14 protein-coding genes and 1 tRNA gene are annotated in these 11,870 nt (G+C 53.6%); 4 read left to right on the top strand and 11 right to left on the bottom strand.

Annotation, left to right across the window (positions count from 1 at the left end; genetic code table 11):
• From Q4579_RS17745 to Q4579_RS17735, 3 genes are all read right to left on the bottom strand, one after another.
• Positions 1-72: transfer RNA gene (locus tag Q4579_RS17745), tRNA-Phe, on the bottom strand.
• A gap of 151 nt (positions 73-223) precedes the next feature.
• The gene (mltC, locus tag Q4579_RS17740; RefSeq protein WP_303566008.1) at positions 224-1,360 is read right to left on the bottom strand and encodes a membrane-bound lytic murein transglycosylase MltC; all 1,137 of its coding nucleotides are present in this window, start codon (positions 1,358-1,360) and stop codon (positions 224-226) included.
• Positions 1,361-1,493: 133 nt separating this feature from the next.
• Entirely contained in the window at positions 1,494-1,766 is a 273-nt protein-coding gene (locus tag Q4579_RS17735) for an oxidative damage protection protein (protein ID WP_046220520.1), read from the bottom strand.
• 93 nt (positions 1,767-1,859) lie between these two features.
• Between Q4579_RS17735 and Q4579_RS17730 the strand changes: the two genes are divergently transcribed.
• Complete coding sequence (locus Q4579_RS17730; RefSeq protein ID WP_303566007.1) at positions 1,860-2,651, top strand: hypothetical protein; 792 nt, start codon at positions 1,860-1,862, stop codon at positions 2,649-2,651.
• An 89-nt stretch (positions 2,652-2,740) separates the two neighbouring features.
• On the opposite strand, the gene mutY is transcribed toward Q4579_RS17730, so the two are convergent.
• The gene (gene mutY / locus Q4579_RS17725; protein WP_303566005.1) at positions 2,741-3,754 is read right to left on the bottom strand and encodes an A/G-specific adenine glycosylase; all 1,014 of its coding nucleotides are present in this window, start codon (positions 3,752-3,754) and stop codon (positions 2,741-2,743) included.
• Positions 3,755-4,101: 347 nt separating this feature from the next.
• On the opposite strand from mutY, the gene trmB reads away from it, so the two are divergent.
• Together trmB and glsB are read left to right on the top strand one after the other, a co-directional pair.
• Positions 4,102-4,839: a tRNA (guanosine(46)-N7)-methyltransferase TrmB gene (gene trmB, locus Q4579_RS17720; RefSeq protein WP_303566004.1), complete on the top strand. Its 738-nt coding sequence runs from the start codon at positions 4,102-4,104 to the stop codon at positions 4,837-4,839.
• A gap of 117 nt (positions 4,840-4,956) precedes the next feature.
• The gene (glsB, locus tag Q4579_RS17715) at positions 4,957-5,877 is read left to right on the top strand and encodes a glutaminase B (RefSeq protein ID WP_303566003.1); all 921 of its coding nucleotides are present in this window, start codon (positions 4,957-4,959) and stop codon (positions 5,875-5,877) included.
• A 47-nt stretch (positions 5,878-5,924) separates the two neighbouring features.
• Here the strand turns inward: glsB and hemW are convergent, their stop codons facing one another.
• The 7 genes from hemW to Q4579_RS17680 all read right to left on the bottom strand — a co-directional run bounded on the left by hemW (position 5,925) and on the right by Q4579_RS17680 (position 10,792).
• The gene (hemW, locus tag Q4579_RS17710; RefSeq protein WP_303566001.1) at positions 5,925-7,091 is read right to left on the bottom strand and encodes a radical SAM family heme chaperone HemW; all 1,167 of its coding nucleotides are present in this window, start codon (positions 7,089-7,091) and stop codon (positions 5,925-5,927) included.
• The gene (locus Q4579_RS17705) at positions 7,091-7,684 is read right to left on the bottom strand and encodes an XTP/dITP diphosphatase (protein ID WP_303565999.1); all 594 of its coding nucleotides are present in this window, start codon (positions 7,682-7,684) and stop codon (positions 7,091-7,093) included. The genes hemW and Q4579_RS17705 overlap by 1 nt, the downstream gene beginning before the upstream one ends.
• A gap of 126 nt (positions 7,685-7,810) precedes the next feature.
• Positions 7,811-8,239 carry a DUF4426 domain-containing protein gene (locus Q4579_RS17700; RefSeq protein WP_303565997.1) on the bottom strand — a complete coding sequence of 143 codons (429 nt, stop codon included), beginning with the start codon at positions 8,237-8,239 and terminating at the stop codon, positions 7,811-7,813.
• 125 nt (positions 8,240-8,364) lie between these two features.
• A complete protein-coding gene (gene yggU / locus Q4579_RS17695) occupies positions 8,365-8,652 on the bottom strand; it encodes a DUF167 family protein YggU (RefSeq protein ID WP_303565996.1) in 288 nt (95 codons plus the stop codon).
• A gap of 4 nt (positions 8,653-8,656) precedes the next feature.
• The gene (locus Q4579_RS17690; RefSeq protein WP_303565995.1) at positions 8,657-9,214 is read right to left on the bottom strand and encodes a YggT family protein; all 558 of its coding nucleotides are present in this window, start codon (positions 9,212-9,214) and stop codon (positions 8,657-8,659) included.
• Positions 9,215-9,223: 9 nt separating this feature from the next.
• Complete coding sequence (proC, locus tag Q4579_RS17685) at positions 9,224-10,042, bottom strand: pyrroline-5-carboxylate reductase (RefSeq protein WP_303565994.1); 819 nt, start codon at positions 10,040-10,042, stop codon at positions 9,224-9,226.
• Positions 10,043-10,090: 48 nt separating this feature from the next.
• Positions 10,091-10,792: a YggS family pyridoxal phosphate-dependent enzyme gene (locus tag Q4579_RS17680; RefSeq protein ID WP_303565993.1), complete on the bottom strand. Its 702-nt coding sequence runs from the start codon at positions 10,790-10,792 to the stop codon at positions 10,091-10,093.
• Between the two features lie 23 nt (positions 10,793-10,815).
• Here Q4579_RS17680 and Q4579_RS17675 point away from each other — a divergent pair, with 23 nt between their 5' ends.
• The gene (locus Q4579_RS17675) at positions 10,816-11,841 is read left to right on the top strand and encodes a type IV pilus twitching motility protein PilT (protein WP_303565992.1); all 1,026 of its coding nucleotides are present in this window, start codon (positions 10,816-10,818) and stop codon (positions 11,839-11,841) included.
• Positions 11,842-11,870 lie beyond the last annotated feature (29 nt).

Here is an 11,870-nt window from a genome sequence, read left to right as displayed (position 1 = left end):
GCCTCGAGGCGGAATCGAACCACCGACACGAGGATTTTCAATCCTCTGCTCTACCGACTGAGCTATCGAGGCAACGGAGCGCTATTAAACGGGTTTTGGCCCTCATCGTCAATACCTTTTTCCAGAAAAAACGACCTTTCGCGATCGCTTGCTCGCTTTTTGTCCGTTATGCGGCGGCGAGCAGCAATATTCGTTTCAAATCCAGCAAAGTCTTTACTTTGGTTCAGATTTTTCCGTTGTTAAACTCTTTCTGGAAGTTGGTCACTTTCTCCAGATAACGTCTGGCTTCCCCTTTGGGATGCTTGTTGGTCAGTGCCCAGTACACCTGATTCGGTTGCAGTCGATTCAGGTCCTGCATGGCGCGCTTGCGATCTTTGTGGAAAGTGTTGAGTACACCGCCGGTGCCACCGTTGTACGCCGAAATCATGCTGTAATGCAGCGAGAGCGGATTGCGGACATCTTTCAGATACCGGTTCTGCAGCAGGTAGAAATAGGCTGTGCCGGTATCAATGTTTTTGGCCGGATCAAACAGATATTGCGGTGACGGCTGTCCCGAGCGCTTTTTCACTAGCTTAAACACATCGGCACCTGCTGTTTTCGGGACGACCTGCATCAGACCATACGCATTGGCCGGGCTCACGGCATAGGGGTTAAAGCTGCTCTCGGTTTTGATGATGGCGTAGATCAGATCTTCTTTGATGCCATAGCGTCGAGAGGCCTCACGCACAATATCCGCATACTTGTAGCTTCGTTTGCTGACATGGTCGGCCACCATGGGAATTTCCACATAGTGGGCATTCTGAAAACGGACTTTTTTGGTTTTCATCTGATGATTGACCAGATATTCCGCATAACGTTTGGCCCGCCAGGACCACTCGATGGATTTACCATCCTGATCCAGCACCTGTCCGAGCAGGAAAGGGCTGCCGGACAGGGCAAAATCCTGCGCGGAGTACAGATCGACTTCCGCCGGATCGGCAGGGGTCAGCAGGGTTGTTGCAATGGCATCGATCAGATGCTGTTTGGGATTGGTGGTGGCAACGGTTTCGATGGTGACGAGACCTTTGTCAAAATCGACATGTGCCCGGCTCTGATAGCCATCGGTGTATTTGACGTAATGACGCTTGCTGGCCATCAGGACGTTGTCGTTGCCCCAGCGTTGTTTCACCTGACCACTGAAGGTATGGATCAGGCGGTCCAGCGCCGCAGTATCTTTGGTGAACTGGCCGGGTAATGGTGCCAGATTTTGGGCAAACCGGTTGGTTGGGGCGTAATCAACTTTATAGACCTTCTCAACCAGTTCACGGCTACAGCCACTGAGCAGTAGTGTCAGGGTGGCAAGGAGGAGTGCTTTCTTCATGTTCTGCATATAAAAAAATGACATCGCTTGCGTTTGGGCAAATGATGTCATTTTCTGTCGGGCCGCGGTATGCTTTTTGCTCACCGGAACCTGAGAACGTGATGTTCATGCACGCGTCTGGCGCACACAGGGATCACTCGCTTGGCGGTGTGTAACCGTCGATGATCACGTCCTGACCTTCGAACAGGAATTTCACCATTTCCGTTTCCAGCAGCTTACGGTGCTCCGGATCCATCATGTTCAGTTTTTTCTCATTGATCAGCATGGTTTGCTTGCTTTGCCATTCAGCCCAGGCTTCTTTCGAAATATTGTCGAAAATACGCTTCCCCAGTTCACCCGGATACAGCTGGAAATCCAGACCATCGGCTTCTTTTTTCAGTCGGGCACAAAATACAGTACGGCTCATGGGATCCTCAATCTTGATTAGAGGGCAGCCTGCATGGCTGCCTGAATCGAATGTCTGGGGCTAGTTTCCTGTTTCTGCCTGCGGGATTCAAGCTTGTTGCGTGCAGGATCTGCCTCAGCCTTGGTTTTCTGGCCCGATGCTCTGTCGTCTACACTGAGGAAAGGTATCGGCTTTATTGGCTGCAGAGCGGTGTTGATCAATGGTGTGGGAGGTCAGGCGGTCCGATGGTCTCACGGTGTGGAGAATCAGGAAATGCATGGGTGCACACGAAAATTCAGTAGATATCGGGCAGGTTTTGCCAGCATCGTGTTTGGCTTATGGTACTTACCGTCTGCCATAGCTTGTTCTTTAGAGCTGATTGATCTGGGATTTTCAGTGGATCACCGTGGCTCGATCCCAATCGCTGTCGCAACGTACCGCGCGATTGAATCGGGACAGATTGCCCCCTTACCTGAAGAACGAACCGCAAAGCGTGCGGCGCTTGAGCGTGTCCGGCAAAAAGCAATTGCACACACGTATATGATGACGTATCGCTATCAGCGCATGGATGCTACGCGATACGGTGGGGTGCCGTTGACGGTTCTGCTGACGCAGAGCGGCGCCTGGATGCGGTTCAATCCGTCCGGTGCGGTTGCCACTTACCATACAGAGCCCGCACAGGCGGGGGAAGCTGTATTGCTGCTTCCCGATACGGTTTACGCCGCGTTGCTCAGTGGGGAGATGGCTCTTCAGACAGCAATCGCATTGGGATTGGTACGCGTGTACGACACGGAGCAAAGAGACAATGTGATTACATCGTTCTCAGACTTGTTTGCTCATCTGTCCGCAAGCGTATCTGTAAGCATGCCAGCGAGTATGGACGTGAACAATCAGCCATCAGGCTGAAACGGTGGAATCAGCCAAGACCTATCCGTGAATCTCACAGAGATGACACTCAGGTGTCACCTCTCCTTTGAGTCTGTTGCCGTATTGCCTCAGACGCGTTTTTCAATAAATTTACGAATGGGCGTCGGCAGGCCTAAATCACTCAGGGCATCCATGGCAAACCACTGCTGGTTGCCGGTCTGATCGCTCAGGCGATCCACCGACCAGACGCTGGCGTTCAGTTTGTAATGGGTGAAGGTATGTTTGAAGGTGCCTTTGAGTTCCACATGGTCTCCGAGCTGTTCGGGTTCCAGATAGATTTGCGGTAGGCACCAGAGCGCGCCCCAGATGCCATTCTCTTCCCGCTTTTCCAGCAGTAACTGACCGTCTGATTCGATCCACAGAAACTGGCCGGGACGGGTCGGGACGACTTTTTTCGGTTTGGGTGTCGGCAACGCTGCAACGCGGTCGGTATTGAAGGCAATACAGTTGTCCTGAAAGGCACAGTCATCGCAGGCCGGATTTTTCGGTTTACAGACGGTTGCGCCCATGTCGAGCAGCCCCTGCGCAAACGCCCGGTTGTTTTGCTGCGGGGTAAATTGCTCGGCATGGTGCCAGAGCTGTTTGTCGACCTGAGTGGTGCCCGGCACGCCTTCGATACCAAAGAAACGGCAGAACAGACGTTTGACGTTGCCGTCGACAATCGGACCGTAGGTGTTGTAGGCAAATGAAGCAATGGCTCCGGCGGTATAGCGGCCGACACCCGGAATCTTCAGCAACTGATCCACCTGCGCCGGAAACTCACCTGCACATTCATGGGTGACATACAGGGCGGCTTTTCTCAGATTGCGGGCACGGGAGTAATAACCCAGCCCCTGCCAGTGGTTCATCACGTCATCTTCGGTGGCGGCGGCCAGTGCTTCGATGGTCGGGAAGCTGTCCATCCAGCGTTCAAAGTAGGGGATAACCGTAGCGACCTGGGTTTGCTGAAGCATGATTTCGGAAACGAGTACCCGGTAAGGGGTTGGATTTTGCTGCCAGGGCAAATCATGGCGGCCATGGGTTTGTTGCCATTGGATCAGACGATCCTGAAAGGTTTCAGGTGGCAAGGGAAATTGCTTCATAAAATTATCTTCACAGCGCGATAGTTCTGGCAGCGTCTCAGCATGAATCTCATCATCTGAATGCCGCAGTGCATTGATATTCTTCGACTTGAGTCAGGTTGTCGCGCGATGGTTGATACGCGACTCTGTGTCTGTTTTCTTTGAGTTGACCATCCGGCCGACATTGCGGTGACGATTGCACCACATTCCGGGGCTGGCTTCAATGCGAAGACGGCACTTGCACTCCGCCGTGAACTTTGGATAATGCCGGATCCATTTATACCAAACTAAAGAGCATTCCGGTTGGCCGACAGCCTGCTCTTCAGTTTGGTATCTGAATTACACATTCTACTGTTAGGTAAGGACCCATGAGCCAAGAATCGAGAACGAACGCTGAAGTCACTCTGTCTGAATTCAATGAAGACGGAAAACTGGTTCGTAAAATTCGCAGTTTCGTCCGTCGTGAAGGCCGTTTAACCAAGGGTCAGCAACTGGCTTTGGAAAACAACTGGCCAGAGATGGGCATCGACTTTGAACAGCAAGCCCTGAACTGGACTGACGTGTTCGGTCGTGAAGGTCATGTGGTGCTGGAAATCGGTTTTGGCATGGGTGCGTCTCTGGTCGAGATGGCGAGCAATGCCCCGGAGAAAAACTTTGTCGGGATTGAAGTCCACAGTCCGGGCGTGGGTGCCTGCCTGATGGGTGCAGAAGCTGCATCGCTGAAGAATCTGCGGGTGATGTGTCACGATGCGGTGGAAGTGTTTGAACACATGATTCCGGACGGCAGCCTGGATACGGTGCAGCTGTTCTTCCCGGACCCATGGCACAAAGCACGCCATCATAAGCGTCGTATTGTTCAGCCTGCTTTTGTCGAAATGGTGCGTAAGAAGCTGAAAATCGGCGGTATTTTCCATATGGCAACAGACTGGGAAAACTATGCCGAGCATATGGTTGAAGTGATGAATGCTGCACCGGGCTATGAGAACACGGCCACTGACGGGGATTACATCCCGCGTCCTGAAGAACGTCCGCTGACCAAATTCGAAGCCCGTGGCCACCGTCTGGGTCACGGTGTATGGGATATGAAGTTCGCCCGTACAGAATAATGTGCTATGGTTCATAGCCATTCGGGGTGAATATCGAATAAGATATTGATCCGTTGAACATGATTTCTCTGAAAAGCCAGCCTCTGCGTTGGCTTTTTTGTCCTCTGGAGACAGTGAATGAAGCCAAGTGAGCAGTTGCTGAATGAAATTCTGGATGAAGTCCGGCCGTTAATTGGGCAGGGTAAAGTCGCCAATTATATTCCGGCACTGGCCGAAGTTCCGGCAAGCCGACTGGGTATCGCCGTGTGCTATAACGACGGTGAAGTGATTCAGGCCGGTGACAGCGATGTCGGGTTTTCGATTCAGTCGATATCCAAAGTTCTGAGCCTGACACTGGCGATGACGCTGTACGAAGCGGATGAAATCTGGTCGAGAGTGGGGAAAGAGCCTTCCGGCCATGCATTTAATTCCATGATCCAGCTGGAAATGGAGCAGGGAATTCCCCGCAATCCCTTTATCAACGCCGGAGCGCTGGTGGTGTCGGATTTGCTGCACAGCCGCCTTTCTGCGCCGCAGTACCGGATGCTGGAACTGGTGCGGATGCTGGCCTGTAATCCGAATGTGGTTTACGACAAAGATGTCGCTGCCTCTGAAATGCAGCACAGCGATCGCAATGCCGCGATTGCCTATCTGATGCGCTCCTTCGGCAATTTTAAGAATGAAGTGGTGCCTGTGCTGGGGAACTACTTTGGTTATTGCGCGCTGAAAATGAGCTGTGTGGATCTGGCCCGGACCTTCAGCTACCTGGCCAATCAGGGGCAGCCGCTGTGTGCTGCCACGCCGCTGATTTCGCCGACGCAGAGTAAACAGATCAATGCGTTACTGGCAACCTGTGGTTTGTATGACGGTGCAGGTGAGTTTGCTTACCGGGTCGGTATGCCGGGGAAATCCGGAGTTGGTGGCGGGATTATCGCGATTGTGCCGGGTGAGATGTCGATTGCTGTCTGGTCGCCGGAGCTGGATGCTTCCGGTAACTCTGTGGCCGGAACGGCAGCGCTGGAATTGCTGGCCGAACGGATCGGCCGCTCTATTTTCTGAAATCAATGTCGCCTTTGCTGGCAACACGCTGCCAGCAAAGGGATGACTCAGGCTTCTTCGTCTTCGGCGACAAAAGCTGCCAGCAGATCATTGAGGAAAAGTTTTCCCTGCTCCGTGATCTGCCAGTGATCGCCCTGATCCACCAGATACTGCTTCTCCAGTGCCCAGGCTATCGGCTGACGGATGCTGTCCAGCGGCAGGCCGGTCCGTTCCACATAATCCTGCTTCGGACAGGCTTCCAGCAAGCGGAAACGGTTCATAAAGAACTCAAATGGCCGCTCGGTGTCGGCAACCTGTGTTTCCTGATCCAGATAAGCTTTCTGCGGATTCAGATAGCCGCGCGGATGCTTCACTTTTACCGTACGGGTGATGGTGCCATCTGCAAAGCTGACTTTGCCGTGCGCACCACAGCCAATGCCCAGATAGTCACCAAACCGCCAGTAGTTCAGGTTATGCTGACATTGCTTGCCCGGTTTGCTGTAGCCGGAAATTTCGTACTGTTCATAGCCTGCTGCGCTCAGGAGCGCATGACCCTGCTCGAAGATGTCCCATAAGTCATCATCGTCGGGTAACGTCGGCGGCTTGGAGTAGAACAGGGTATTGGGTTCGATCGTCAGCTGATACCATGACAGATGCGGCGGATCCAGTGCGATGGCCTGTTTCAGGTCGCCAATGGCATCGGCGACGCTCTGATCCGGCAGGCCATGCATCAGATCCAGATTAAAACTGTTCAGCCCGGCTTCTTGAGCAAGCCCGGCAGCACGCACCGCTTCCTCACAGCCGTGGATGCGGCCCAGTCGCTTGAGTTTTTCATCCTGAAAGCTTTGCACCCCAATGGAAATCCGGTTGACTCCGGCCTCACGGTAGGCCTGAAAACGCCCGGCTTCAACGGTGCCCGGATTCGCTTCCATGGTGATTTCGATGTGATCGCTGAACGGGATCCGGGCCTGAATGCCAGACAGCAATCGCTTGATCTCCGGTGCTGAAATCAGGCTGGGCGTCCCCCCGCCGATAAAAATAGAATGCAGCGGACGTTGCTGTGATGTCAGGCCAAAGCGGGCCAGATCGATGTCGAGATCATCAAGCAGCGCGTCAATGTAATCCAGTTCCGGGATCGCTTCTTTCAGCGCATGCGAGTTGAAATCGCAGTACGGGCACTTTTGTACACACCAGGGGATGTGGACATACAGGCTCAGTGGCGGTGGGATCAGCATCAGGCTTCCTTCAGCGCGGCAAACAGCTGTTGCAACGCTTTGCCCCGGTGGGACAGTTGTTTCTTACGCGCTGGTGCCAGCTGGGCAGACGCGCAGTTGTCTTCAGGCACCCAGAAAACCGGATCATAGCCAAAACCGTTGTCACCCTGAGCGTCGGTCAGAATTCGTCCTTCCCAGGTGCCATGGCAGATCAGTGGCGTCGGGTCGTCAGCATGGCGCATCATCACCAGCACGCAGTGAAAACGTGCGGTCCGATCGGACGCCGGCACGTCTTTCATCGCTTCCAGGAGTTTGTCTAGATTCTGCTGGTCGCTCGCGTCTTCTCCGGCATAGCGGGCAGAATAAATGCCGGGGGCACCTTTCAGGGCGTCGACTGCCAAGCCAGAGTCATCTGCAATTGCAGGCAGGCCGGTTTCTCGGGCGGCATGACGTGCCTTGATAATCGCGTTTTCAATAAAAGTTGTTCCGGTTTCGGCAACGCCGGACACGCTGAGATCGCTCTGCGCGATGACGTCAAAGCCGAAATCAGCCAGCAGGCTCGCCATTTCTCTGACTTTGCCCTGATTGCCGGTGGCGAGTACAAGTTTGCTCATGGTGACTCCTGAATGTGGGTCTGGGAAAAGCTGGGGCGCTATGATACCCACTGGTACGGCAAAAGCCAAAGACAGAAAAAGAAGGGACCAGCCCTTCTTTATCCGGGGTGCGGGGGCGGGAATTGATTATTCTGAGAAATAGGTCTGTTCAAACTGGATATTGCCGTTGGTCGACTGACGGGAAACGTCGATATTGAAACGGAATCTTTCCTCGTTGGCATGCGTCAGTTCGGCAATATAGTAAATGGCATCGCCTTCGCGGATCTCACGGAAATTTAAATCCTTCTGGTTCCCGATCAGGTTCCGGGCAGTGCCTTTAACCAGTGCTGCGACTGCTGGTTTTCCCGCTGCACTGGTATCCAGTACGGTGACGTTAATCAGGGCAGAGTAGCGGCTGCGCTGAATCCGATAGGCTTTGGCGACATCCGGCGTCAGAAACGTTGACGGAAAGGTTGAGTAGTGAACTTCAAGTTCACCGATATTTTTCAACTGTTCGGCACTCACAGGAAATGACATGCTGAACAGGACAATCAAAGCAACCAGTAACTGTTTCATGGTGTTGTCCTTATGATTCTGTCGCGGTAAATCTCTGATGATATAGCCTGACACTTTTCAGGGATATTACGGCATTGATTCAAGTATAGAGCGGCTTGTTGCGGTACGGCAGTTCAGGGAAAGATTCAGAGCAGGGCACGCACGACTTCGGGGATGATCTGCGGAGAGCAAACCCGAATCTGTTTGTGACGTCCTGTTTCACCTTTTTCAATCGTGACCTGACTTTTAGCAACTTTAAATTGTTTCGCCAGAAATTTGATGAGATGGCTGTTGGCCTTGCCGTCTACGGGTGGCGCCGTGATGGCGATTTTGATTTCATCGCCGTGCGTACCGACCAGTTGATCCCGGCTGGCTTTGGGTTGAACGTAAAAGCGGATCACCAGATCCGCTTTTTCCTGCGTAACTGCACCCATGGGTTTACAGCTTGAACCAGACTGGACCGATAATATCGCCCATCAGAATATTGGCGAAGTGCAGGCCGATAAACAGCACCAGAACACTTAAATCCAAGCCACCAATTGCAGGGATCACGCGTCGGATCGGGGCCGTCATCGGTTCGGTCAGTTGATGCATTACATATTCAATCGGGCTTTGTCCCTGGCTGACCCAGCTCATAATGGCTCGGATCAGCAGCACCCAGAAGACCAGGCCACCCGCAGCTTTCAGCAGTGACAGGCCGGAGAGCCAGAACAGATCAGGGCTGAATGCCACACCACCGTTGGTCAGCACCAGTTGCAGCACAATATATTTTGCAATGGTCAGCACATAGGCAAACAGCAGGGTTGCCAGATCCAGCGATCCCAGTGACGGGATGATACGGCGAAGCGGACCCACTACCGGCTGAGTTGCTTTCACCACGAACTGGGAGAAAGGGTTATAAAAATCGGCTCTGGCCCATTGCAGCCACAAACGCAGCAGAACCACCATAATGTATAAGTCGAAGAATGTGCTGACTAGAAAAGCAATAGCATTCATATTGTTACCTTAAAATAATTTTTCCATTTCCTGCGCGCGGCTGACAGCTGCCTGCATGGCTTTGGCTACGATATCACTAAGTTGCGATTCGTTAAATGTGCGGATGGCTTCTGCGGTGGTTCCACCTTTTGAGGTGACTTGCTCCCGCAGGGTCGACAGCTCTGTTTCCGGGTTCGCAATGACCATTCCGGCGGCACCGGCTGCTGCTTGCTGCACCAGCGCCCGGGCTGTGTCTTTATCAAATCCCTGACGGATGGCTTCATTCTGCATGGCTTCCATGAACAGGAAGAAATAAGCCGGTGCGCTGCCCGCCGCAGCAATCACGCCGTTAATGCCGGATTCTTCCGAGACCCAGCAGGTTTCACCGACGGCACGCATCAAGCTGTCGGAAAAGGTACGATCTGCCTCGCTGACCGCATCATTGGCATACATGCCGCTCATGCCCTGACCAATCAGGGAGGGGGTGTTTGGCATCACGCGAACCAGACTGACCTGTGCCGCCAGCATCTCCTGCAAACGTGCCGCCGAGATCCCGGCAGCAATGGAAATCACCAGTTTCCCGCTGAAATCGATGCTTTGCAGCGGCTGACAGACATTTTCCATTAACTGGGGTTTCACCGCCAGCACGACGACATCAGCCTGCTGGGCTGCACGGAGATTGTCGCTGTCGGTATGGATGCCGTAATCCCGGGCCAGCGGTTCACGGCGTTCAGCACTGGGTGCCGTCGCTGTGATCTGGCTCGCCGGATAGCCACTGGCAACCAGCCCGGCAATGATGGAGCGCGCCATGTTTCCGGCGCCGATAAATGCGATTGAACGATGTTCCATGAAAAAATCCTTCTAAAATTGAGTCAATCGCTGCCGTTTCAGGCAGCGTTAGTCGTAATTCCGGGCACCGAAAATTGCGGTGCCGATCCGAACCATGGTGCTGCCCGCAGCTATCGCCGCGTCCATGTCCCCGCTCATGCCCATCGACAGGGTATCGAGCGTGGTGTCCGGCAATTGTTGCTGTAATGCGTCTCTGGCTTGGGCCAGCGCGGTAAAGGCTGCCAACTGGCTGGCATAGTCGTCGGCTTTCTCCGGGATCGACATCAGGCCGCGCAGGGCAAGATTCGGCAAGGTTGCGATTTCGGTGGCCAGTGCGGCCAGTTCGTCAAAATCGACACCAGACTTCGAGGCTTCTCCGCTGGTGTTCACTTGCAGCAGAATCTTCAGCGGTGGCAGGTGCTCCGGACGCTGTTCACTGAGCCGCCGGGCAATCTTGAGGCGATCGACGGAATGAACCCAGTCAAAATGATCGGCAATCAGCCGGGTCTTATTGGACTGAATCGGACCGATAAAATGCCAGATCAGCGATGGCGAATGGGCAGCGAAGTGCTGGATTTTCTCCACACCTTCCTGCACGTAGTTTTCACCAAAAGCGCGCTGACCGGCAGCGATTGCATCGGCAATGGCGCTGATCGGCTTGGTTTTACTGACGGCCAGCAGTTGCACGGAATCCGTATCACGGCCGCATTTATCACAGGCTGTCCGGATCTCCCGGGTGACCTTTTCAAGGTTTTGTCTGATACTACTCATAATTGATTCTTAAAGGAAAATATATGGATATCACCGAGCTTCTGGACTTTAGTGTAAAGCATAATGCCTCTGATCTGCACCTCTCGGCAGGCGTCTCTCCGATGATCCGTGTGGATGGTGATGTCCGGGCGTTGAGTATTCCAGCACTCACGCACGAAACTGTGCACCGTTTAATTACGGATATAATGGACGACGGACAGCGTCGGGAATATGAAGAACATCTGGAAGTCGACTTTTCTGTTGCGCTGCCAGACGTAGGACGATTCCGAGTGAATGCATTTCGTCAGTCTCGTGGTTGTGCCGCGGTTTTTCGATCGATTCCGGTGAATATCCCCACGCTGGAATCCCTCAGCGTGCCCGATGTATTTTATCAGATTGCGCAGAGCCAGCGTGGACTTGTGTTAGTGACGGGGGCGACAGGTTCCGGGAAATCAACCACCATTGCTGCCATGGTGGATCACATCAACAGCACGACCAACCGCCATATTCTGACGATCGAAGATCCGGTGGAATTTGTGCACGAAAGCAAACGCTGCCTGATCAATCAGCGGGAAGTTCACCGCGATACCCACAGTTTCCAGAATGCACTGCGATCAGCACTGCGTGAAGATCCCGATGTGATTATGGTGGGCGAGTTGCGGGATCAGGAAACGATCCGGCTGGCGCTCACAGCGGCAGAAACCGGGCATCTGGTTCTGGGAACGTTGCATACCAGTTCGGCGGCGAAAACCATTGACCGGATCATTGATGTGTTCCCCGGGAACGATAAAGCCATGGTGCGTTCCATGCTGTCTGAATCGTTGCGTGCCGTGATTGCGCAGTCTTTGCTGAAGTGTCCGGGCGGTGGCCGGGTTGCTGCCCATGAAATTATGCTGGCGACACCTGCCATCCGGAATCTGATCCGGGAAGACAAAGTGGCTCAGATGTATTCCATGATCCAGACGGGGGCCGGGATGGGCATGCAAACCATGGAGCAGGCGGTCAACCGGCTGATGGCTCAGGGCCTGGTGGATCCGGATGAAGTGGCGCGTGTGCTGGAACGGAGTTGAGACCAGTGATCGATTCAGGAATAGCGCAT

Source organism: Photobacterium sp. 1_MG-2023, assembly GCF_030547945.1.
Taxonomy (GTDB): domain Bacteria; phylum Pseudomonadota; class Gammaproteobacteria; order Enterobacterales; family Vibrionaceae; genus Photobacterium.
This window is presented reverse-complemented; position numbering and strand designations above follow the sequence as displayed.

Bases quoted from the DNA above. Each gene is read 5' to 3' on its own strand.
- mltC (WP_303566008.1), bottom strand. From the start codon at position 1,360: ATGAAGAAAGCACTCCTCCTTGCCACCCTGACACTACTGCTCAGTGGC.
- Q4579_RS17735 (WP_046220520.1), bottom strand. From the start codon at position 1,766: ATGAGCCGTACTGTATTTTGTGCCCGACTGAAAAAAGAAGCCGATGGT.
- mutY (WP_303566005.1), bottom strand. From the start codon at position 3,754: ATGAAGCAATTTCCCTTGCCACCTGAAACCTTTCAGGATCGTCTGATC.
- trmB (WP_303566004.1), top strand. From the start codon at position 4,102: ATGAGCCAAGAATCGAGAACGAACGCTGAAGTCACTCTGTCTGAATTC.
- glsB (WP_303566003.1), top strand. From the start codon at position 4,957: ATGAAGCCAAGTGAGCAGTTGCTGAATGAAATTCTGGATGAAGTCCGG.
- hemW (WP_303566001.1), bottom strand. From the start codon at position 7,091: ATGCTGATCCCACCGCCACTGAGCCTGTATGTCCACATCCCCTGGTGT.
- Q4579_RS17705 (WP_303565999.1), bottom strand. From the start codon at position 7,684: ATGAGCAAACTTGTACTCGCCACCGGCAATCAGGGCAAAGTCAGAGAA.
- Q4579_RS17700 (WP_303565997.1), bottom strand. From the start codon at position 8,239: ATGAAACAGTTACTGGTTGCTTTGATTGTCCTGTTCAGCATGTCATTT.
- yggU (WP_303565996.1), bottom strand. From the start codon at position 8,652: ATGGGTGCAGTTACGCAGGAAAAAGCGGATCTGGTGATCCGCTTTTAC.
- Q4579_RS17690 (WP_303565995.1), bottom strand. From the start codon at position 9,214: ATGAATGCTATTGCTTTTCTAGTCAGCACATTCTTCGACTTATACATT.
- proC (WP_303565994.1), bottom strand. From the start codon at position 10,042: ATGGAACATCGTTCAATCGCATTTATCGGCGCCGGAAACATGGCGCGC.
- Q4579_RS17680 (WP_303565993.1), bottom strand. From the start codon at position 10,792: ATGAGTAGTATCAGACAAAACCTTGAAAAGGTCACCCGGGAGATCCGG.
- Q4579_RS17675 (WP_303565992.1), top strand. From the start codon at position 10,816: ATGGATATCACCGAGCTTCTGGACTTTAGTGTAAAGCATAATGCCTCT.